The 19,647-nt window shown below is 58.9% G+C and carries 21 protein-coding genes; 7 read left to right on the forward strand and 14 right to left on the reverse strand.

Annotation, left to right across the window (positions count from 1 at the left end; all coding sequences use genetic code 11):
• Window positions 1-74 precede the first annotated feature (74 nt).
• Window positions 75-875, reverse strand: coding sequence for an SDR family NAD(P)-dependent oxidoreductase (locus ACRESJ_RS04480; RefSeq protein WP_126588877.1), 801 nt, complete (start codon window positions 873-875; stop codon window positions 75-77).
• Window positions 876-976: 101 nt separating this feature from the next.
• Here ACRESJ_RS04480 and ACRESJ_RS04485 point away from each other — a divergent pair, with 101 nt between their 5' ends.
• Complete coding sequence (locus ACRESJ_RS04485) at window positions 977-1,717, forward strand: DUF2889 domain-containing protein (RefSeq protein ID WP_057005048.1); 741 nt, start codon at window positions 977-979, stop codon at window positions 1,715-1,717.
• Window positions 1,718-1,801: 84 nt separating this feature from the next.
• On the opposite strand, the gene ACRESJ_RS04490 is transcribed toward ACRESJ_RS04485, so the two are convergent.
• The 4 genes from ACRESJ_RS04490 to ACRESJ_RS04505 all read right to left on the reverse strand — a co-directional run bounded on the left by ACRESJ_RS04490 (window position 1,802) and on the right by ACRESJ_RS04505 (window position 5,688).
• Complete coding sequence (locus ACRESJ_RS04490; protein WP_057005047.1) at window positions 1,802-2,377, reverse strand: aromatic-ring-hydroxylating dioxygenase subunit beta; 576 nt, start codon at window positions 2,375-2,377, stop codon at window positions 1,802-1,804.
• Window positions 2,378-2,467: 90 nt separating this feature from the next.
• Window positions 2,468-3,868: an aromatic ring-hydroxylating dioxygenase subunit alpha gene (locus ACRESJ_RS04495; RefSeq protein ID WP_057005046.1), complete on the reverse strand. Its 1,401-nt coding sequence runs from the start codon at window positions 3,866-3,868 to the stop codon at window positions 2,468-2,470.
• A 123-nt stretch (window positions 3,869-3,991) separates the two neighbouring features.
• Window positions 3,992-4,990 (reverse strand): fumarylacetoacetate hydrolase family protein, encoded by a 999-nt coding sequence (locus tag ACRESJ_RS04500; RefSeq protein WP_020300788.1) that lies wholly within the window; start codon window positions 4,988-4,990, stop codon window positions 3,992-3,994.
• Window positions 4,987-5,688, reverse strand: a complete 702-nt coding sequence (locus ACRESJ_RS04505; RefSeq protein ID WP_020300789.1) for an SDR family NAD(P)-dependent oxidoreductase — start codon at window positions 5,686-5,688, stop codon at window positions 4,987-4,989. The genes ACRESJ_RS04500 and ACRESJ_RS04505 overlap by 4 nt, the downstream gene beginning before the upstream one ends.
• A gap of 139 nt (window positions 5,689-5,827) precedes the next feature.
• Here ACRESJ_RS04505 and ACRESJ_RS04510 point away from each other — a divergent pair, with 139 nt between their 5' ends.
• A complete protein-coding gene (locus ACRESJ_RS04510; RefSeq protein ID WP_020300790.1) occupies window positions 5,828-6,226 on the forward strand; it encodes a Zn-ribbon domain-containing OB-fold protein in 399 nt (132 codons plus the stop codon).
• Window positions 6,226-7,416 (forward strand): thiolase family protein, encoded by a 1,191-nt coding sequence (locus ACRESJ_RS04515; RefSeq protein ID WP_020300791.1) that lies wholly within the window; start codon window positions 6,226-6,228, stop codon window positions 7,414-7,416. Before ACRESJ_RS04510 ends, ACRESJ_RS04515 begins: the two co-directional genes overlap by 1 nt.
• Window positions 7,417-7,425: 9 nt before the next feature.
• Here ACRESJ_RS04515 and ACRESJ_RS04520 read toward each other — a convergent pair whose 3' ends face one another.
• From ACRESJ_RS04520 to ACRESJ_RS04545, 6 genes are all read right to left on the reverse strand, one after another.
• Window positions 7,426-8,211: an IclR family transcriptional regulator gene (locus tag ACRESJ_RS04520; RefSeq protein ID WP_020300792.1), complete on the reverse strand. Its 786-nt coding sequence runs from the start codon at window positions 8,209-8,211 to the stop codon at window positions 7,426-7,428.
• 88 nt (window positions 8,212-8,299) lie between these two features.
• Window positions 8,300-9,886, reverse strand: a complete 1,587-nt coding sequence (locus ACRESJ_RS04525; protein ID WP_020300793.1) for an MFS transporter — start codon at window positions 9,884-9,886, stop codon at window positions 8,300-8,302.
• A gap of 38 nt (window positions 9,887-9,924) precedes the next feature.
• Window positions 9,925-10,809, reverse strand: a complete 885-nt coding sequence (locus ACRESJ_RS04530; protein ID WP_020300794.1) for a fumarylacetoacetate hydrolase family protein — start codon at window positions 10,807-10,809, stop codon at window positions 9,925-9,927.
• Window position 10,810: 1 nt separating this feature from the next.
• Window positions 10,811-11,761 carry a VOC family protein gene (locus ACRESJ_RS04535; protein WP_032904513.1) on the reverse strand — a complete coding sequence of 317 codons (951 nt, stop codon included), beginning with the start codon at window positions 11,759-11,761 and terminating at the stop codon, window positions 10,811-10,813.
• Between the two features lie 66 nt (window positions 11,762-11,827).
• Window positions 11,828-12,586, reverse strand: coding sequence for an SDR family NAD(P)-dependent oxidoreductase (locus ACRESJ_RS04540; RefSeq protein ID WP_020300796.1), 759 nt, complete (start codon window positions 12,584-12,586; stop codon window positions 11,828-11,830).
• 52 nt (window positions 12,587-12,638) lie between these two features.
• The gene (locus ACRESJ_RS04545; RefSeq protein ID WP_020300797.1) at window positions 12,639-12,875 is read right to left on the reverse strand and encodes a ferredoxin; all 237 of its coding nucleotides are present in this window, start codon (window positions 12,873-12,875) and stop codon (window positions 12,639-12,641) included.
• 361 nt (window positions 12,876-13,236) lie between these two features.
• On the opposite strand from ACRESJ_RS04545, the gene ACRESJ_RS04550 reads away from it, so the two are divergent.
• The 4 genes from ACRESJ_RS04550 (at window position 13,237) to ACRESJ_RS04565 (ending at window position 17,022) form a co-directional block, all read left to right on the forward strand.
• Window positions 13,237-14,499, forward strand: coding sequence for an MFS transporter (locus ACRESJ_RS04550; protein WP_020300798.1), 1,263 nt, complete (start codon window positions 13,237-13,239; stop codon window positions 14,497-14,499).
• A 27-nt stretch (window positions 14,500-14,526) separates the two neighbouring features.
• Window positions 14,527-14,847, forward strand: coding sequence for a 2Fe-2S iron-sulfur cluster-binding protein (locus tag ACRESJ_RS04555; RefSeq protein ID WP_020300799.1), 321 nt, complete (start codon window positions 14,527-14,529; stop codon window positions 14,845-14,847).
• Between the two features lie 20 nt (window positions 14,848-14,867).
• Complete coding sequence (locus ACRESJ_RS04560) at window positions 14,868-16,103, forward strand: NAD(P)/FAD-dependent oxidoreductase (RefSeq protein ID WP_020300800.1); 1,236 nt, start codon at window positions 14,868-14,870, stop codon at window positions 16,101-16,103.
• 85 nt (window positions 16,104-16,188) lie between these two features.
• A complete protein-coding gene (locus ACRESJ_RS04565; RefSeq protein ID WP_020300801.1) occupies window positions 16,189-17,022 on the forward strand; it encodes an oxidoreductase in 834 nt (277 codons plus the stop codon).
• Window positions 17,023-17,065: 43 nt separating this feature from the next.
• On the opposite strand, the gene ACRESJ_RS04570 is transcribed toward ACRESJ_RS04565, so the two are convergent.
• From ACRESJ_RS04570 to ACRESJ_RS04580, 3 genes are read right to left on the reverse strand one after another with little or no spacing between them, the layout of a single operon-like run.
• The gene (locus ACRESJ_RS04570) at window positions 17,066-17,416 is read right to left on the reverse strand and encodes a nuclear transport factor 2 family protein (RefSeq protein ID WP_020300802.1); all 351 of its coding nucleotides are present in this window, start codon (window positions 17,414-17,416) and stop codon (window positions 17,066-17,068) included.
• Between the two features lie 23 nt (window positions 17,417-17,439).
• Window positions 17,440-18,741 carry an MFS transporter gene (locus ACRESJ_RS04575; RefSeq protein ID WP_431756836.1) on the reverse strand — a complete coding sequence of 434 codons (1,302 nt, stop codon included), beginning with the start codon at window positions 18,739-18,741 and terminating at the stop codon, window positions 17,440-17,442.
• A 32-nt stretch (window positions 18,742-18,773) separates the two neighbouring features.
• The gene (locus ACRESJ_RS04580) at window positions 18,774-19,562 is read right to left on the reverse strand and encodes an SDR family NAD(P)-dependent oxidoreductase (protein WP_020300804.1); all 789 of its coding nucleotides are present in this window, start codon (window positions 19,560-19,562) and stop codon (window positions 18,774-18,776) included.
• Window positions 19,563-19,647 lie beyond the last annotated feature (85 nt).

A 19,647-nucleotide genomic window follows, 5' to 3' on the forward strand; every position in this document is an offset into this window, starting at 1 on the left:
GGCTTTCGCGTCTCTTGGGCCTGGAGCCTTCTTTGCAGGAGCGAGCTTGCTCGCTCCTGCATCAACCGGGGTAATCAATACTCGCGCACGGGAATGCCTTTGGGGCGGGAGTTGTAACCGGGTAAGTGCAGGCCACCATCGACGTGAATGGTCTCGCCAGTGATAAAGCGCGACATCTCCGAAGCGAGGAATACCACCACCGGCCCGATATCAGCTTCAGGCTCGCCACAGCGCCCCAACGGACGCATCGAAGCGGACATTTCGGCAAACCCCGGGTTCTCTGCAGCGAGTTTGTGAAAGGTCGCACCCATCGCAGTCGGTGCGATGGCATTGGTTCGAATGTTGAACCGCCCCCATTCAGAAGCCGCGCTACGAGTCAGCCCCACGATCGCTGCCTTTGCCGTGTTGTAGTCGCCGTGCAACCAGGCGCCGATCTCGATATCGATGGAATAGAAGTTGATAATCTTGCCGCCGCCTCTCGCTTTCATGTGGGGCAGTGCGGCTTTCATCGCCCACCAGGCCGCCCACACTGTAGAACCGAGGGTTTTCTCCAGCATCGCGTCGGTTTTTTCTTCCAGAAGGACATTGGGTGTTGGCGCAAAGGCGTTGTTAACCAATATGTCCAGACCACCGAACTGATCAACGGCCAATTGCACGGCAGCTTCGATATCGGCCTTGCTGCACACGTCGGTCTTGATGAACACCGCTTGGGCACCCAGCGCTTTGAGTTCGGCGACTATGGCCTCGCCACTGGTGACATCCAGCTCGGCGACCACCACAGCAGCGCCCTCTTTGGCAAAGTTCAGCGCGATACCGCGGCCTATTCCGCCACCTGCACCGGTAATCAACGCGACCTGTTCGTTTAGCAGTGCCATAGCCACTCCATTTCTTGTTTTTTAGTGAACATTTTTGGTTATAGTGTTCAAATATAGCTGATTTCGTCAGCCTGAACAGCATTGAAGCAAGGATATTGAGGATGAGTGTATTTCGTCGCCGCGTAGACATCATTGCTCATCCCGGCAATGGCACGGGCGAAGTCCGAGCCGCGCTGGAAGACGACTTCCACCACTTCCGTGTCTGGGTCTGCCACCATCAAGGTGAAGTCACCGCCATTGGCGGCGAAGCGCTTCGCTACCCTTATTCCTTGTGCCCTCAGGCTTGCGATCAATTACAGCACCTGGTGGGCATGAAACTGGACCGGATAGCCCACTCGGTCACCCGTCAGACCGATGCCAGTCATCAATGCACCCATCTGCTGGACCTCGCGGGCCTCGCTGTCGCGGCGGCCGCTCGAGGCCCCCACCAGCGCCGTTATGACATCAACGTCGGCCAGCGTATTGCCAATCACACTCGCGCTACGTTGCTGTGCGACGGCGTTGAAAAGCTGAGCTGGGAAGTCGATGGCACCCTGATCGAAAGACCAGCCCCCTACTGCGGCATCAACCTTCGCGAAGGTATGGCACGCTGGGCACTGAGCACCCTCAATGAAGAAGCCGCCGAAGCGGCTCTTTTGCTTCGCCGCTGCACCCTGATTTCGATGGGGCGTGCGTACAACCTCGACGCCCAGATTCACGCCGCTACCAGCGCCCTCTGCTACAGCCAGCAACCCGAACGTGCGGAGCAGGCACTGCGCATGAAAGGCTCGACTCTGGATTTCAGCCACGAGCAGCTCAAGTTGTGCGCAGAGGATCAGCAATGGCTGAGACAACAGCAATAGCCGCTTCGCTCTTGCGTCAAGAACAGAGCGGCCAATGCCTTCAAGGTACGGCGATCCGGGTTCAAACCAGACCGCCGGTACGAACTAGAGGAAGACGGCCAGATTGGGTGTTCCAAGCACCGCCTGGTCAATGATGACTTCGCGCCGCGCCAACTTGAATCCCACTTCACTCAGGCGCAGCACATCACGCCGTTCGCCACTGATAATGTCGACGTGGTGGTCCTTGAACCGGCTACGGGTCAGCAGCAGGTAACTGGTCACCACAAACTCATCGCTCTTGTCGGTTTCTTCGACAAACACGTTGGTCACCAGACGTCGGGTACGCGAAGGAGGATCTTCCGCCCAGGCACTTTTGCCGGACAGGCGCAGGATTCGGCCCATGATCGAGCGGTAGTCATCGTGGTAATGCTGAACGCTGCGCACGATGGTGGTTTTCAACTCGGCGGCCAAGCGCGTCTGGCGTAGCGGCACTGTGTACACCAGGTCGGTGTCCAGGCGTTCGGCCCACTCCTGCAGGCGAATCTGGTCCAGCAGCGTGGCTTCCTCGTAGAGAAAGGTCACCACATCGTTGTAAATCGGCGAGCCTACCGGTACTCGCTTGGTACCGACTGGGGAACCCGGCTGGATATCCTCCACACCGCGTTGTTGAACCTGAGCCATGAGTCATTCCCTCACTTTTATTCTTGTTAATGCGGTTTCCAGCAACTGCGGCCCCTCAGGACCGCAGTCATACCAGGCGTAACAGACGCTTTACTTGTCGTCCGATGCAGTCATCAGCTCATGCCAGTACAACCACCAGTGCCACTGGGTATCGTCCTTGGTGAAACCTTCGTTGACGATGCCCGGGCCAGGCCAGCCTTCCGGCGCCCCCGTTTCAAAGACTGCCTGGTACTTCATCGTGCTCTTGCGGCCCATCGCCCCCTTGGCAGCCAGCGTCATGTGCGGCCAGGTATCGGAGTCATCCTGCTCGACCATGCCGGACGTGCCGAACAGCTGGATGGTTTGCTTGAGCATCTTGTCGCGCAATTCCGGGGAAGCGTCTTTCTCGGCAAATACCCAGTTGACGAACTCGAGCTTGTCCGGACCTTGCGGCACGTAGGCGTGCAGGGTCATCGAGCCGACGACAGTGCCATCCGGCTGCGGAATGTAGACAAAACCGAAAAGAATGTTCGGGAACATTCCACCGACTTGCGGCGGCATGCTGGTGAGCACTTTCAACTGATCTTCGGTCAAGTTGCGTGCCAGCTGTTCGACCATGTCGGCGGTCATGCCGGCAGGCGGCAATGCTTCGAGCTTCTGCTGCACACTCAACTCTGCCGGATCGAGGCCGGTCAGGCGCTTGATCTTGCGCGCCAGGTCGATGCAGCGCAGGGCATGGCCATGGGGCGAGCTGATTTCAACTCCGATCATTTCCGGGCTGAGGTCGGCTGTTTCACCCTCGCCTTTCTTGGCGTAATTGCCCACTTCGCCCAGCCAACGGTGCAAGGTCAGTGTGTGGAAACCGTCAGCCGCCGATTGCTCGCCAGCCGTTTTCCAGTTGGCGTTAACGATAAAGCGCTGCGGTGGGCCGAGTACTTCCATGCCCTTGTCGGAGCGGCAGAACAGCATGTCGTAATACCACTTGGCATCGCCGAGGAATTCGTCAAACGACGGCCCATCGATATTCCAGGTCGCAAAGACCAGACCGCCGTACAGCGTGACCCGTGCCTTTTTCAGGCCCAGTTCTTCTTTTGGCAGCATCTTGCCGTGCATGCACTCACGCTCGACGGGTGAGCCGACAAAGTCGCCATTCGGGCGGAAGGCCCAGCCGTGGTAGATGCATTTATGAATTTGCGTGTTGCCACAATCGGCGGTGCTGATGCGCATGCCGCGGTGCGGGCACACATTGAGGTTTACAAACACCTCGCCCTCTTTACCACGGGCAACAATGACCGAGTCGGAGCCCAGGTCGCGGACCATGAAGTCCCCGGAATTGGGGATCTCCGACTCGTGACCCAGGAGTACCCAGATCTTGCCGAAGATTTTTTCCATCTCCAGCTCGTAGATTTCGCGGTCAGACAACACGCGCATTTGTACTTCACGGCTAGAGGGATAGATGAGGTCAGAGACCTTGGTTCCATCAGACAATACGGGGCTTGTTCTTGTTAGCATGATTGCCTCCTGATCAGAGCGTCACGACAGTAGTCGCAGCGAAATATAAGACACTTTCTCTATTTATGTACATAGAATTCACTTTGTACTTGTAAGTGAATTCTTCCGTCATTCACGTACGCGTCAATCCTTGTTCGATGCCTTGCCCGCTTGAGTGCGCAGCACACCAATGCCGTCGATCTCCAGTTCAACCACATCGCCAGGCTTCAAATAACGCAATTGCTCCAGGCCGCAGCCGTTGCCGACCGTGCCGGAGCCCAGAAACTCGCCGGGGTACAGGGTTTCCGAGCGGGACACGTGGGCAATCACGTCTTCGAAACTCCAGCGCATATCGCGGGTATTGCCGCGCCCCCACTCCTCGCCATTGACCCGGGCGACCATGTTCAGGTCATAGGGATCACCCAGCTCATCGGCTGTCACCAGACAGGGGCCCATGATATTGGCGGTATCAAAATCCTTGCTCTTGGCCGGGCCGAGCATGCCGGGCATTTCCAGGGCCTGGGCGTCGCGGGCACTCATGTCGTTGAAGATGGTGTAGCCGACGATATGCGCCCGGGCGGCTTCACGGCTGATGTCCTTGCCGCGCTTACCGATGTAGCAACCGAACTCCAGTTCGAAATCCATCGCCCGGCTGTAGCTCGGCCATTGAAATTCATCGTCGATGCCAATCACCGCGAAACGGTTGCCCTTGTAGTAAATAGGCTGCTTGTTGAAAGTCTCGATGACCCGATCGTCAGCGCGGGTGTTCATCGCTTTCAGCGTGGCTTCCGGGTCTTCGGTACGCAGCGCACGGGCACGACGGGCCGCCGCGAAGCTCTGGCGCAGATGCAATTCGAAGCAGGAACAGTCGCGCATTTGTGGAGGCGGCTGGATCGGTGCACGCAGCTTCACGCTGGCACGCTCCAGCACCGCCGCCGAGGGTGCCTTAGCGACCAGTGAGCGGGCCAATTCCAGCGCCGGTTCGCCGGCCTCTACCAAAGCCAGAATGCTGCTCAACGCCACACTGTCACGACCTTCCAGCAAGCGGTAAGCGTGTTGCAGGTCGAGTACCTGCTGATCCCGATTGAGCAATGCACCCGCGCGCTCAAACCCTTCGGCGTCGGTATACGTCACCAGTCTCATACGCGACCACTCACGGGGAGCAGCGCACCGGTTACTGCTGCGGCTTCGTCGGATAAAAGAAACGCCACTACCGCCGCCAACGCCTGCGGAGTGACCCAGCGGCTGCTGTCAGCATCAGGCATGTCGGCGCGGTTGGCGGGGGTGTCAATGATGCTCGGCAGCACAGCGTTGACCGTTACACCACGATCCTTCAGTTCCTCGGCCAACGCCTCGGTCAACCGGGCCACACCGGCCTTGGAGGCGGCATAAGCCCCCATACCTGTTGCGGCTTTGACAGAGGCCAGCGCGCCAATGTTGACGATGCGCCCGGCCTTGGAATCCAGCAGGTGTGTCAACGCGGATTGAGAACTGACCACTGCGGTACGTACGTTCATCTGATAGAGGCGATCCCAGGTCAGCAGGCTGCCACCTTCGACGGTCTCCCAGGCAAACCCGCCCGCGACATTGACCAAACCGTCGATGCCACCCAAATGCCCCGCGACCTGCTCGAACGCAGCGCTGGCCGACTCGCTCGAAGTCAGGTCGACACCACCCAGGCACAGCAGGTTTTCCGTATCCAGCAAGGCAGCTGGGGCCTCGCTACGATCCAGCAACGCCACCCGGGCGCCTCGCGCCAGCAGAAATTTGCCAAGTGCGCTGCCGAGGGCACCAAACCCGCCGGTGACGACTACCCTCTTGTCCAATAGTGATTGGGACATCGCGAAATCCTCTTGTTGTTGTTTTACGGCGCGAACGGTCGATTCGCGCCTTTGTCCGGATGAATATATGACACTTTTAGAAAATATGTACAAATGATACCGTATGACTTCAAGTCAAACACTCACCTGCGGACCGCTGATGCCTAGAAAACTGCCTGCACTCAACGCCGACAACCGCGCCTTCTGGCAAGGCGGTCAACAGGGCGAACTGCTCGTTCATCGCTGCGCAGCCTGTAGCCGGTATTTCCACCCGCCCGCCCCGCTCTGCCCGCATTGCGCAAGCTTCGACGTGGCGCCGCAAGCGGTGTCCGGCAAGGGCACCGTACTTAGCTTCACCATCAACTATCAACCCTGGACCCCCGACCTGGAGGTGCCCTATGTGGTGGCGATCATCGAGCTCGTTGAGCAACCCGGCTTGCAGTTCGTGAGTAACGTGGTGGGCATGCCGGTCACGGATGTACATATCGACATGCCGGTACGGGTCAGCTTCCTCAATGTCGAGGATGTGTGGTTGCCTCTGTTCGAGAAGGATCAGTGATGTTCGATCATCGTTATGAAAAAGACGTAGCCATTACCGGTATCGGGCAATCAGAGATCGGCCGACCGTCTACCAAGTCAGCGATGCGCCTGACCCTGGACGCCTGCCTGGAAGCCATTGCGGACGCCGGCCTGCAACGTAGCGACATCGACGGCGTGGCCTGCTGGCCGGGTGATAACAACAATGGCGACCCGTTCTCACCGGTCGGTCCCAGTGCGCTGAAGAGCGCCCTTGGGCTCAACGTCAACTGGTTCGGTGGCGGTTATGAAGGGCCCGGCCCGCTTACCGGGGTCATTAACGGGGCCATGGCGATTGCGGCGGGCCTGTGCAAGCACGTACTGGTGTTTCGCACCATCACCGAAGCGTCAGCCCGTATGCTCAACAAACAGGCCGGCGCACTGACCAACAAAACCCAGGGTCGCGACAGCAGCTACGCCTGGCAGTGGTTTACCCCGTTCAATGTGCAATCGGGCATCAATCTGATGGCGTTGTATGCCCAGCGTCACTTCCATGAATACGGCACCCGACCGGAGCAGCTGGCGCAGATAGCCCTGACGTGTCGCCAGAACGCCATGCGCAACCCCAAGGCGCTGTACCGCACGCCGATGAGCATGGACGACTACATGGCATCGCGAATGATTTCAACGCCTCTGCGCATGTTCGACTGCGACGTGCATTGTGATGCGTCCACCGCCATCATCCTGTCCCGTCGTGATATCGCCCAGGACCAGCCAAATAAACCAATTCGCATCGAGGCCATGGGCGCAGCGTTGAACCAGCCCTGGTCGTGGGATCAGATCTCCCTGACCAAAATGGCCGCCTTCGATGTTGGCGAGATGATGTGGGCACGCACCGACTACACCCCGCAGGATGTTGAATCTGCGCAGTTGTATGACGGATTTTCGATCTTGACCCTGATCTGGCTTGAAGCCCTGGGCCTGTGCCCCATTGGGGAAAGTGGCGCGTTCGTCGAGGGTGGCACGCGCATCGCACTGGAGGGCAGCTTGCCCATCAATACCAATGGCGGGCAGCTGTCTGGCGGACGCACCCACGGCCTGGGTTACGTGCATGAAGCCTGCCTGCAACTGTGGGGTCGTGCCGAAGGCCGGCAAACCCGCGAACACCGCGTCAGTACGGTGGCAGCCGGAGGCGGCCCGCTGGGGGGTAGCCTGCTACTGGTTCGCGAGTAACGGCGCGCCTCAGTAGAGTACGCCGGCCACTTCGCTGCAGAACTCGATCAGCGCCTTGCCCAGTTCGGCAAGGCCCTCTTCATCCCGTTGGCCACGGAACATCACCGCTGACACGGTGAAATCGATGCTGTTGGTTGGTGAGAAGACCGGCGCCGCAATGGCAAGAATCCCCCCCGAAAAATGCCCATCGTCCATTGCCCAACCGCGCTCGGCGGCCTCTCTCACTTCTTCGCGATAGACCTCGAGCGACAGCGGCTGGGCCCAGCGAATCGTCTCGAAACTGCTCTGTACTTCCGGATCGTCGAGGTCGATCTGCGTAGCGAACAACCGGCCGCTGGCGCCCATCAGAATTGGCAGACGCTGACCTTCAGCCATGTCGATACGCACATCGGTCGGGCTCGCGGCGGAACTGACAATGACGATGCGGTCAGGGCTCATTTTGCGCCACAGGGTGATGGTCACCCGCTGGCGTGCAGCCAGGTTCTGCAACAGGGGTTTGGCCATTTGCACGCGGTGACCCTGAGTCACCAATTGTTCAACCAGGCGCGCCAGGCCCAGGCCCACGGTGTAACGCTTGGAAAGGGCACTGAAATCGACCACCTCCTCTTGCACCAGGGTGCGCAGGATGTTGAAGCAGGTACTTGGATTGATTTTCAGTTGCCGGGCGATGTCCACTGAACGTTCCGGCGTGCCCACCTGACTGAGATAGCGCAAGATGCGTATGGCGTTGGATACAGGCTTGACGAGGGTTGCGCCGGCCGATTTGCTGCTGTCGTTGACGTCAGTGAGTTCCATGCCCAATCCAGTAACTTTAGAGTGGCGCCATTCTAACCTGAGAATGATTGGCGCCGTAAAAGTTTTATCTGGGAATTACTCGAACACTTCAATCGGTTAATTTCACTGGCGGCTGATAGATCAAACGACGGGTTTGCAGATCTTCGCGACGAAAACGCTCGATGAGACGCTCTTGGGCCTGGTCGGCCTGGGTCACCCGAACCTGTTGGCGCAAGTATTCCAGCCATGACTCGACAATAAAGCGCTCGCTGTAGAGTTGCGGGTCCGCCATGTCGCGGTACAAACGCCAGTTTTGCGCACCGTTGCGCCGTCGCGCCTTGCCTACCGCGTATACGGCAGCCAGAAATTCATCGCGGTCCGGCGCCGCCACCTGGTACACAATCTCCACCGATACCGGTCCTTCGGAATGGGACACCGGACTGGCCAGCTGGAGTGTGTCGGTCAACTGCACCTCGGCAAAGTCTGCTTCCTGGCCCAGTTCCACATGGCCATTTCGGGTCAGCGCGATGCCGACCAGCAACAACAGTGTCGAGAGCAGCAAGCTCTGGCTCAATCCCAGATACTCGGCCAATGCCCCCCATATCGCACCGCCGGCCGCCATCGCGCCCATCAGGATCAACACATAGACCGATGCGACCCGTGCGCGCACCCAATTGGCGGCATAGGTTTGCACCACCGTTGAAATGGTCGCGTTGACCGCCATCCAGCCGAACCCTGCCAGCAGCAGCATTGCGCAGACCGCGTAGCGGTTGTTGGATAGCGCGGCAGTGAGGGTGGCGAGGGCAAAGGAAATGGCGCCGCAAACCAGCAGATGACGCATGCCCAATACGCGATACAACCGCGGCAAGCTCAGCGCAGCCAATACTGCACCGGCACCAAGAAACGCCATGAGCAAGCCATAACCACCAGCGTCCATACCCAATTCCTGCTTGGCCACCAGTGGCAGCAAGGCCCATAAAGCACTGGCACTCATGGTGAACACAAGAACCTGCTTCATGGCGCTGAACAGGACCGCTGAATGCCGGATATAGCGCAGGCCACTGCGCATGCCACCGGTCAGGGTTTCCGGTGGCAAGCCCACGGCAGGCGGGTTGGGCGCGATACGAAAGAGGAAGAGGAGCACCGCGAACATACACAGCGCGATCACCAGAAATACCGAGGTCGTGTTCCAGTATGCAATCAGTGCACCCGCCAACGCGGGGCCCAAAGCCCGGGTGGCATTGATGGAAATTCCGTTCAAGGACACTGCAGCCGGCACCTGGTCGCGAGGCAGTACGCCGACCATGGTCACCATCCACGCCGACATGCCCAGCGCACTGCCAGTACCGAGCACAAAGGTAAACGCCAACAAGCCCCAGGTTTCCATGTGCGCGCTGTACGCCAGCACACACAACACCAGTGCGGCGAACAGCATCATGCACTGGGTAATGATCAGCCAACTGCGACGGTCTACCCGATCGGCAATCACCCCACCGGGAAAGGCAAACAGAAATACCGGTAGGGTCACGGCGGTTTGCACCAGAGAGACCATGGCTGCCGACGTCGTCAATGTGGTCATGATCCACGCCGCGGCGACCGTCTGCATCCAGATAGCCATGTTGACCACTGCGGCTGCCAGCCATAAACCGCGGAACGCTTTGTTGCGAAACGGCGCCCACGCCGAACCCTCGCTCATCATCACTCCTCAGCGGCTACGCCAGTCAGTTTCAGGGATTACTTGTCCAGCGGCTGACCCAGTCGCCCCGCCGCACGGGCGGGGATGAGTTGGCGTGGCGCAGCGATGGTATTGCTCTGTCGACCGATACCTGCAATCTCAGCCTCGACCCGATCACCCGGCCGTAAAAAACGCCCGCTTTCCAGTCCTACGCCGTGGGTGGATCCGGTAAACACCAGGTCGCCAGGACGCAGACTGATGCGTGCATCCAGATAATTGAGCAACTCATCCAGGGGAAAAATCATCTGCCGGGTATTGTCCTGCTGGCGCAGTTCATAGTTAACGCTCAGGCGCATATCTAAAGCCGGTTGCCCCGTTACACCCAGTTCGTCCGCGGTCACGATCCATGGACCTACCGGTGTGGTGCGGTCCATGGCTTTCTGGGTCAACAGGTCCAGACGACCAATCTGCTTGCCGGCATCGCGCGCACTTATGTCATTGCCCACCGTATACCCCAGCAGGCAGTCGCTGGCATGCGGTTCATCCAGCAACGGGCGGCCCACTACGGCGACCAGTTCCACCTCGTAATCAAGCTGGGTGGTCAGCGGCGAATAATCGATCTCGTCATAGGCACCAACCAGCGCTGACTCCGGTTTCATGTACGCCAACGGGTGCGCCGGAGAATCACTGCCAAGGCGCTTGAGGTGGCTGAGGTAATTGAGGCCCACACCAAAAACCCGGCTACCGGGTTCCAATGGCGCAAGCAGGCGCGCAGCCGACAACGGCAACCATTCGCCACTCGGGTCGAGGGCGTCTGGCGCAAGATCCGCCCCTAGCCCGGCCCAGTGGGCGAAAGGAGCATTAATTCGCCGAAAGCAATCAGCTTGCGCATTCAGCAACGCCCAGAACGCTTGCCCGGCAACTTCGACCCGCGCCAGACGCATGTCAGCGCTTGGCCAAGTAGGTCGGCAGGTACTCGGCGTCGAGCACTTCTTCCGGCGTCTTGACGCTGGCGCCGAGAATTGGCCCGACCATTTCGTGGCCCCACAGGCTGAGTTTTTCTGGATTCAGCTCATAGGGATCGCCTTGCCATGGCTCGATTTCAGCAATGGTCTCGAAGGCGAACCCGGACGGATTGAAATGGTAGAACGACAGATGGGGGTCCTGGGCATGTTGGCCGAGGGTCATCATCATCGGCAGTTCACGCTGACGCACGATGTCGTAGGTCTCACCGACATCACGCACGTTGCGTACAAACAGCCCGACATGCTGCACGCCCATGCGACCCGGTCCGTGACCATAAGCGATGTCATGGCTGGTGTGATGGTTGAGTTTGGAGCGGAAGAAACCGGTTCGTCCCTTGCCCGCACCAGCGCCATACCAGCTGAAACCCATGACATTAAGCAGGAAGTCTTCCAGTTCCGGAGTGTAGTCCGGGGTGATCAGCACCACATGACCCGCACCCCGTTCGTCGGCAAGGAAACCACTGTGCGGGCGGCCCGGCTGGAACGAGCGCGGCAGCCATTTTTGCCCGTAAAACAATTCGTGCTGATACCCCACCGGGTCACGAAAACGCACTAATTCACGCACGCCACGCTTTTCGCACAGCTCAGCATCACCGCGAGTGAAGTCGACATTGGCGGCTGCCAGCTTCTTGATGCCGTCCTCGAACGCCATGCGCCCCACCGCTTCCCAACCGATGTAGACAATGCGGTCTACCTTGCCAGGATGAAAAGCGAAGCGATGCCGACGATCATCGATCTTGAAGTACAGCGAATCGGGATCACTCTCGGGGTTCTTGCCTATGCCAAAACCCATCACCTGAGGGCCGTACTCACGCCACGCTTGGAGATTGGGGGTCTCAAAGCCCATGTAACCGATACCGATGATGTCCACGTTATTCACCTTGTTATTGTTCGAGATGAAAGGGTGCCGGTAGCCCATGCCAGGGCGCCGCGCGTGCTAGATCGCGAGTAACCCGCCATCGATGACGAAGTCCGAACCGGTAATGAATGAAGCCTCATCCGAGGCGACAAAGACCGCCATTGCCACCACTTCCTCGGGTTCGCCGGGGCGATCCATCAATACGCCATCCAGCAGCATGGCGCGCATTTTGGGGTCTTCCAGAAAAGGCCGGGTGCCAGGCGTCGCGACAAATCCCGGGCTCAAACTGACCGCACGTATACCGAACGGCGCCCCTTCTACCGCCAACTGGCGAGTGAAGGACACCACAGCGCCCTTTGCAGCCGAATGCGCGGAAATGCCGGCCACTTTCGAGCCACCCCATGCAGCGGTGGACGATACATTGATGATCACTCCGCGCTGTTCGGCCAAGTGGTGCCATGCATATTTGGTGGTATAGAACAGCAGGTCGATTTCGTTGCGCATGGTGTACTGCCAATCTTCGATCGACAGCTCGCTGACCAGCCCGAAGCGTGCGGCGGAAGCGTTGTTGTACAGGATGTCGATGCGCCCGTGTTCAGCCACGGCGGCATCGATCCAGGCCTTGGCCTGTTCATGATCACCCAGGTCCACGGGTGCCGAGCCGTACAGGGTAAAACCCTCGGCCTGCATCAACGCTGCAGTCTCCTCGTGACCTTCGGCATTGAAATCGCAACCGACCACAATCGCCCCTTCACGGGCAAAACGTAGCGCCGCAGCCCTGCCCTGGCCGCCGCCTGTACCGGTTATCAGCGCGACCTTGTTTGGTAATCGACCCATTAGCACATCCTCACCTCAGTGGTTATCACGTTTGCGGCAGGCGCTCACGCCATCAAACGGCTTCGTCATCCGGGGTGATGGGCTCAAGCCAGATGGCCTCCGCGGGGCAAGCGGCTGCACCCTCACGAGCCTCCTCCTCCAACTCCGGCGGCACGCGGGCATCGTCGAGGTACACCATGCCATCGGCATCAAGCTTGTACAGGCTGGGGCAAATCGCAGCACACAAACCATAACCACAGCAGCGGCTTCGGTCGGCCACCGCTTTGAACTGCGCTTTTTCTGAACTCATTTTTTTCTCCTTTATCAGGTTCAGCTTTTGCAAATTATGAACACTTATTTATTTTATGTGCAATTAATTTTTAACGCGGATATGCTGAGGCTCATCCGCTGTCCCTGATCATTGCCTTGGCTTAAAAAAAGGGAATCGCAGCAGGATGTTGAACACGGCTGGCTTCAGAGTGATTCAACCGTGGGTGCAACGCATGAAATTCGTTTGTCCGTTAGTCAGATAGCTGCGCTGGACAAAGCCGAATTTCTGATTTTATTCTGATTAAAAAACCAGATTCTGTTCAAAGAATCTGCTGGCGGTGATTCACATCACCACTTGTAGCAGTGCTTGGCTCAACAAAACCTATAAGGAAGCCAACTCCATGCACCCGTCTAGAAACGAAGCGGCAATCGATCTGCGCGAATTCCGCCAAAGCTGGAAAATCCTGATTTTGTCGGTCGCCGGAGTGGCCATCAGCATCAACGCCGCCCTGCTCTATGGTTTCGGCACACTGGTCGTGCCGCTCGGCGATGCCTTTGGCTGGAGCAAAAGTGAGCTGCAAGCCTGCATCACCTTTCTGTTTGGCGGCGCGGTGGTGTCATTGCAGTTGGTGGGTTGGTTCAACCTGCGCTACGGCATGAAGCGCGTTACCGTTATTTCCCTGCTGTTGTTGTCACTCGGTTACCTGGCAACCACGCAGCTGACCCAATCGATCTGGTCGATGTACATCGCCTTTGCACTGCTGCCCATCGTCGGCATGGGCGCGCTGGCCGTAACCTGGACCCAGCTGATCAGTCTTTGGTTCGACAGCAATCGCGGCCTGGCGCTCGCCATTGGTCTGTCCGGGACTGGTGTCACTGCCGCCATCATTCCCCGGCTGATGGCCTGGGGCATCGAGCAATGGGACTGGCGCGCGGCCTTCGTGATTCTCGCGCTGCTCAATCTGTTGGTGCTGCTGCCGCTGATTCTGCTGTGGTTCAAACTACCCTCTGTTGCCGGTCACCGTGACGGCGGGCGTGCGCTGGAGCAATTGCCCGGCATGTCTTTTCGTGAAGGCATGGGCTCGCTGAAATTCTGGACCTGTAACCTGGCGCTCAGCCTGGTGATTTCTTCGATTGTCGGCATGGTCACCAGCACCGTGCCCATGCTGCAAGCCCGAGGCCTATCCGCGGGGGACGCGGCCACCATTTTCAGCTGCTTTGGTATTTCGCTGATCTTCGGCCGCATGCTTATCGGCTATCTGCTCGATCGTCTGTGGCCGCCGATTGTGTCTGCGATCAGCCTGGTGCTGCCCGCTATCGGTTGTTTCATCTACCTGAGCCCGACCACCGAATTTGCCCCGCTCATGCTGGCGGCGGTGCTGGTTGGTTTTGGCGCCGGGGCGGAGTTCGATATTGCCGCGTTCCTGATTGCCCGCTACTTCGGCTTGCGCGAATACGGCCGCCTGTTCGGCGTGCATCAGGGCCTCAATACCGTGGCTTCGGCGCTGGCGCCGTTGCTCTTTGCGTACATGCTGGCGCGCACCGGATCGTATAACGCCATGCTGGTTTATAGCGCCGCCTGCTGCCTGATCGGTCCGCTGTTGCTACTGACCCTTGGGCGAGTGCCGCACTTCAACGTGCAAACCATTCCCAGCCAATCCTGAGCCCCCTAACAAGAATCGGAGCAGAACATGCCCACATTGACATTTATTGAACACAACGGCACCGCCCATCAAGTCAAAGGCGACATCGGCCAGTCGGTGATGCAAGCCGCGACCTTCGCCTCGGTGCCGGGTATTTCTGCCGACTGCGGTGGTGCCTGCAGTTGCGCCACCTGTCACACCTATGTCGACGAGGCCTGGCTGGGCAAGGTGCAAGCGGCGGAAGGCATGGAGAACGACATGCTCGAGTACGCTTTCGAACGTCGCGACAGCAGCCGCTTGAGCTGTCAAATGATCATCAGCGAAGACATGGACGGCATGGTTTTGCACCTGCCGTCGTCGCAATTCTGAATGCGCGTGAAGGAGTTCCCATGACCCTCGCCTCAGTCGTTATCGTCGGTGCTGGCCAGGCCGGATTTCAGGTCGCTGCCTCCCTGCGCCAGGAAGGCTTTGACGGGCGCATCACCCTGATCGGCGATGAGCCAGGCCTGCCCTACCAGCGCCCGCCATTGTCCAAAGCCTATCTGCTCGGCAAGATCCAGGCGACCAATCTGCTGTTTCGTCCTGCTGATTTCTACACCACCCAGCGCATTGAACTGCTGCATGACCAGGCGACCGCGATCGACCGCCTGAACCGACGCGTGGTGTTAGCCTCGGGTGCTGCTGTCAGTTACGACCATCTGGTACTGGCGACCGGAGCCCACAACCGCCCCCTGCCGGTTCCCGGCGCAGAGTTGCCGCAAGTGTTCGGTATCAAAACCAAAGCCGATGCCGACGCCCTGGCGCCGCTGGCGAAAGAAGCGCGCAACGTGGTGGTGATTGGAGCCGGGTTTATCGGCCTCGAGTTTGCGGCGGTGGCCGCTGCCCTAGGGGCTAATGTGCACGTACTGGAGCTGGGCGAGCGTCCCATGGCTCGTGCCGTGTCGCGGGAAATGTCGGAATTGTTTCGCCAGGCCCATGAAGCGTGGGGCGTCCATTTTGACTTCCGCCAGGGTTTAAGCCGCATCGACGGCGATAACGGCAAGGTGTGCGCGGTACAAACCGGTGACGGACGTGCACTCCCTGCTGACCTGGTGGTGTTTGGTATCGGTGTGATTCCCAATGCGCAGCTGGCGACTGAAGCCGGTCTGGACATCGAGAACGGCATCAAGGTGGACGCCAGCCTGCTGACCTCTGACCCGCAAATTTCCGCGGTAGGCGATGTCGCCAGCTTCCCGTGCCTGCAAAACAATGAGTTACACACCCGCCTCGAGTCGGTGCAGAACGCCATCGACCAGGCCCGCACAGTGGCTGCACGCTTGATGGGTAAACCGGCACCTTATAGCGCCCTGCCCTGGTTCTGGACCGATCAAGGCAACTTGAAACTGCAGATCGCCGGACTCTCGCATGGCTATGACAGTACCGTCGTGCTCGGTTCAGTCGAAGAACATCAAGCGTCTGTGCTGTGTTTCCGCAATGACCGTCTGGTGGCCGTGGAGTCCTGCAATCGCATGGGCGATCACATGGCGGCGCGCAAGATTCTTGCTCGCGCGCCCAAGCTGACGGCAGTTGAGGCCGCCACTGACGGGTTCGATCTGAAAGCTTGGGAAGCGGCCAACCGCGACTGAACGTCGTACTGATCTTTCACACCCGCTGCCGCGCCCGCCTTAAAGCTGACGCGGCATTTTTTTGCACAACGACTGGAGCGATGCAATGAACAAAGTCTGGTTTATTACCGGTGCGGCCCGAGGCTTGGGTGCTGCCATTGCCAAAGCCGCATTGGCTGATGGTGACAGCGTGGTGGTCAGCGCCCGGCGTATCGAACCGCTGGAAATTGTCTTTGCCGAGTACGGCGAACGCGTGCTGGCAGTGGCCCTGGATGTGACCGACGAAGCCCAGGCACTGGCTGCCGTAGAAACTGCCGTGGCGCGTTTTGGCCGAATCGATGTGCTGGTCAACAACGCCGGTTATGGACAACTGGCGCCGTTTGAAGACAATTTCGCCAGCGACGCCGACCAGCAGTTCGCGACCAATGTGTTCGGTGTGTTCAACGTCTGCCGCGCCGTGCTGCCTGTCATGCGTCAGCAACGCAGTGGCCGGGTGTTCAACGTGTCTTCAATGGGTGGCATGGTCGGGATGGGTGGTGCGGCGCTGTACTGCGCGTCTAAATTTGCTGTGGAAGGTTTTTCCGAATCCCTGGCCCAGGAAGTGGCGCAGTTCGGGATCAAGGTCACGCTGGTGGAGCCCGGGGTTTTCCGTACCGACTTTCTCGACCCCAGCTCCGCGGTCTTCGGTACACGCGGGTTGGAGGATTACGCTGCATTCACCGCCAAGGTCAAAGGCGCTTCGGCCGCCTACAACCATCAGCAAACCGGCAACCCGGCTAAACTGGGCGATGCGCTGGTGCTCCTGGCCAACAGCGAACATCCACCGTTGCGTTACCTGGCGGGTTCAGACGCTTATCAGCAGGTCAGCGACAAGCTCAACAGGATGCTCGCGGAAATCGAGCAATGGCAGCAGCTGTCCCATTCCACCGATGGCGTCTAGGCGACGACGCGCACAGCCTTTCTGACAAGGCTGTGCGCAACGATTACTGGTTGATGAAGTAACGTACGGACAACTTTCCTTCTTCAAACCGATACAACTCGATCGTCTCGATACCGCCTTCCTGCTCGCGAAAGGCGTTCAGGTGATGGCACGCCGCTTCATTGCCATTGACGATGCACTGGCGCACTTCAACGCGAATCTTCGGTTGCTGCTGCGCCCACATGCCTTCCAGTACCTGCCAGGCATCGGCCTGGGGCTTGCCGACGTATTCGATACTCAAGCCGTTGGCCGAGACGCTGCGGTAGTGAGCGAAAAAGCCGTCTTTGTCGCCCCGGTTCCAGCAGTCGATCTGCCCGTGCAGAAAGTGCTCGATGGTGTGTTTGTCCATGCTCATTTCACGTTCATCCTCAAGTGGGTTCAGGCATGTGGTCGTAGCTGGAGGTTTTGCTGACGGGCGAGGAATTTTGGCTCCATTCTCAACCACAGCAGAATGGTCGGGCCGACAATGGCGCAGCAGAAACAGCACACCAGCACAGCGGAATAGCTGCCGTACAGGTCATAGAGATGGCCGAACAGCATGGGTACCAGACCGGAGACAATGGTGATCAGGCACAGGTGCAGACCAAATATCCGCGCGTAGTCTTTCAAGCCGAAATAGCGCGCCATCAGGAATGCCGCCAGATCGAACTCAGCTCCGGCACTGGCGCCGATGCACAGGGTCGCCAGCACCAGCAACGGTGTGTTTTGCGCCCCGCCAAAGAGAAAGATCGCGCAGCCCAATGCGGGTAGCGCCAGGCTCACGGCGGCCACTACTGAAGGTGAATAGCGGTCCAGCAGATAACCCACCAACAAGCGCCCGCCGATGATGGAAATACCAAAGGTACTGAAGATCTGACTGGCTTGCTGCGCACTCAGGCCCTTGCTTTGCAGCATCGGCACCATGTTGGTGACCATGCCGACGGTCAACGACACCGACAATATCAATGCAACGTTAAAGCCCCAGTACGTCCCTGAGCGCACTGCTTGTTTGAAGGACATGCCGGACAGCTCCGGAAGTTCCTTCTGCGTTGTCGCGTCAGGACTGGTGAGCAGCGCCGGCATGCGCAGCCACATCAATGACAAGGGCAACGTAAACAACAAAGGCATCGCCCCCAGCGCAATAAACCCGGCTTGCCAACCGTAGGCGGCAATCAGCCGCGACAACAGCGGTGGCAGAATCATCGCCATCAGCCCGGTGCCACACAGAATCACGGCCAGCGCCAAACCACGGTTACGCTCGAACCAGAGGTTGACCAGTTGCGTCCAGGTGATCGCAATGGTTCCGGCACAAATGATCGGCATGCTGAAAAACGCCAGGTACAACCAGCCGATCGAACCCTCAATCCGCGTGATCGCAAAGTAACCGACGATCTGCAGCACGATCGAAACAATCGCTACCCGGCGCAGCCCGAACCGACGGTACAGCCAGCCGACCAGTTGCGTGGAAATCGCCACACCGGCGAACAGAAAGGTGATGGAGGCCTGCAAGTCGCCCCGGCTCCAGCCGAACGCCTGTTCCAGCGGAATCACCAGGGTGCCGAAGGCGTACAGCAACGCAGCGGTAATACTGGTGCAGATGCCAAACAGGCCCAGGACAACCACGCGCCAGCCGCGCTTGAACTCGGAAAAATCATTGCCGGCGTGGGCCGTGGTGTTGCTACTGCGTGTATCCGATGTCATGACCTGACTCCCATCGCGGACGTGCGGGTTGATTAATGGCCCTTGAGGATTTCTTCGACCTTGGGCAGCGCGATCATGGTGGCGCCGCCATCCACCAGCAGCGAAGTGCCAGTGATATAGGAAGCCTCGTTGGAGGTCAGAAACAGCACGGCGTTGGCAATGTCGGCGGACTCGCCCAGACGCCCTACCGGGAAATGTGCAGCGAGTTTATGCGGCAGTTCATTGCCCAGGGTTTCGAGCATGTGATCAGTGCCGATCAGTCCGGGCTCGACGACGTTGACCAGAATATTCATGGCACCGAATTCCACCGCCAGGCCGCGGGCGAAGGCATTCATGAAGGCTTTGCTGGAACCATAGGCAATCAGGCGAGGGGTGTATTTGCGGTTGGCTTCGCCGGACGAGATGAAAATCAGCCGGCCTTTGTCGGCTGCTTTCGACAGATAAGGTGCGCAGTCCTTGGCCAACCAGAACAACGATTGAATATTGCTGCGAACGATGTGATCAAACGTATCATCGGCCATTTCGGCGATCAGCCCGTGACTGGTATCGGCAGCGCAATGCACCACGATGTCCAGGCCACCAAAGTGCTCTACACCATCTTGCACCATTGACTTGATCGCCTCGCGGTCGGCGATGTCGCCACCGACCAGGCAGGCTTGCGCGCCCAGGGCCTTGATCTGTGCGATCGTTTCTTCACCGTATCGAGCGGTGCGTGCCGACACCACCACCTTGGCGCCTTCTCGGGCATAGGCCAGGGCAATGGCGCGACCCATGCCTCGACCTGCACCGGTGACCAGCACGACTTTGTCGCGGAATTTCATCGTGATTCCTCATTGTTGTTATTGGTGGAGGCTACTGATACAACGCGTACGCTCCCCTGTAGGAGCTGCCGAAGGCTGCGATCTT

Source organism: Pseudomonas sp., from assembly GCF_050739655.1.
Taxonomy (GTDB): domain Bacteria; phylum Pseudomonadota; class Gammaproteobacteria; order Pseudomonadales; family Pseudomonadaceae; genus Aquipseudomonas.

Excerpts from the sequence above, each read along its gene's own strand:
- ACRESJ_RS04490 (WP_057005047.1), bottom strand. The coding sequence starts at position 2,377 with ATGGCTCAGGTTCAACAACGCGGTGTGGAGGATATCCAGCCGGGTTCC.
- ACRESJ_RS04540 (WP_020300796.1), bottom strand. The coding sequence starts at position 12,586 with ATGGGTCGATTACCAAACAAGGTCGCGCTGATAACCGGTACAGGCGGC.
- ACRESJ_RS04505 (WP_020300789.1), bottom strand. The coding sequence starts at position 5,688 with ATGTCCCAATCACTATTGGACAAGAGGGTAGTCGTCACCGGCGGGTTT.
- ACRESJ_RS04575 (WP_431756836.1), bottom strand. The coding sequence starts at position 18,741 with ATGACATCGGATACACGCAGTAGCAACACCACGGCCCACGCCGGCAAT.
- ACRESJ_RS04510 (WP_020300790.1), top strand. The coding sequence starts at position 5,828 with ATGCCTAGAAAACTGCCTGCACTCAACGCCGACAACCGCGCCTTCTGG.
- ACRESJ_RS04520 (WP_020300792.1), bottom strand. The coding sequence starts at position 8,211 with ATGGAACTCACTGACGTCAACGACAGCAGCAAATCGGCCGGCGCAACC.
- ACRESJ_RS04555 (WP_020300799.1), top strand. The coding sequence starts at position 14,527 with ATGCCCACATTGACATTTATTGAACACAACGGCACCGCCCATCAAGTC.
- ACRESJ_RS04515 (WP_020300791.1), top strand. The coding sequence starts at position 6,226 with ATGTTCGATCATCGTTATGAAAAAGACGTAGCCATTACCGGTATCGGG.
- ACRESJ_RS04480 (WP_126588877.1), bottom strand. The coding sequence starts at position 875 with ATGGCACTGCTAAACGAACAGGTCGCGTTGATTACCGGTGCAGGTGGC.
- ACRESJ_RS04545 (WP_020300797.1), bottom strand. The coding sequence starts at position 12,875 with ATGAGTTCAGAAAAAGCGCAGTTCAAAGCGGTGGCCGACCGAAGCCGC.
- ACRESJ_RS04550 (WP_020300798.1), top strand. The coding sequence starts at position 13,237 with ATGCACCCGTCTAGAAACGAAGCGGCAATCGATCTGCGCGAATTCCGC.
- ACRESJ_RS04530 (WP_020300794.1), bottom strand. The coding sequence starts at position 10,809 with ATGCGTCTGGCGCGGGTCGAAGTTGCCGGGCAAGCGTTCTGGGCGTTG.
- ACRESJ_RS04560 (WP_020300800.1), top strand. The coding sequence starts at position 14,868 with ATGACCCTCGCCTCAGTCGTTATCGTCGGTGCTGGCCAGGCCGGATTT.
- ACRESJ_RS04580 (WP_020300804.1), bottom strand. The coding sequence starts at position 19,562 with ATGAAATTCCGCGACAAAGTCGTGCTGGTCACCGGTGCAGGTCGAGGC.
- ACRESJ_RS04525 (WP_020300793.1), bottom strand. The coding sequence starts at position 9,886 with ATGAGCGAGGGTTCGGCGTGGGCGCCGTTTCGCAACAAAGCGTTCCGC.
- ACRESJ_RS04500 (WP_020300788.1), bottom strand. The coding sequence starts at position 4,990 with ATGAGACTGGTGACGTATACCGACGCCGAAGGGTTTGAGCGCGCGGGT.
- ACRESJ_RS04570 (WP_020300802.1), bottom strand. The coding sequence starts at position 17,416 with ATGAGCATGGACAAACACACCATCGAGCACTTTCTGCACGGGCAGATC.
- ACRESJ_RS04485 (WP_057005048.1), top strand. The coding sequence starts at position 977 with ATGAGTGTATTTCGTCGCCGCGTAGACATCATTGCTCATCCCGGCAAT.
- ACRESJ_RS04565 (WP_020300801.1), top strand. The coding sequence starts at position 16,189 with ATGAACAAAGTCTGGTTTATTACCGGTGCGGCCCGAGGCTTGGGTGCT.
- ACRESJ_RS04495 (WP_057005046.1), bottom strand. The coding sequence starts at position 3,868 with ATGCTAACAAGAACAAGCCCCGTATTGTCTGATGGAACCAAGGTCTCT.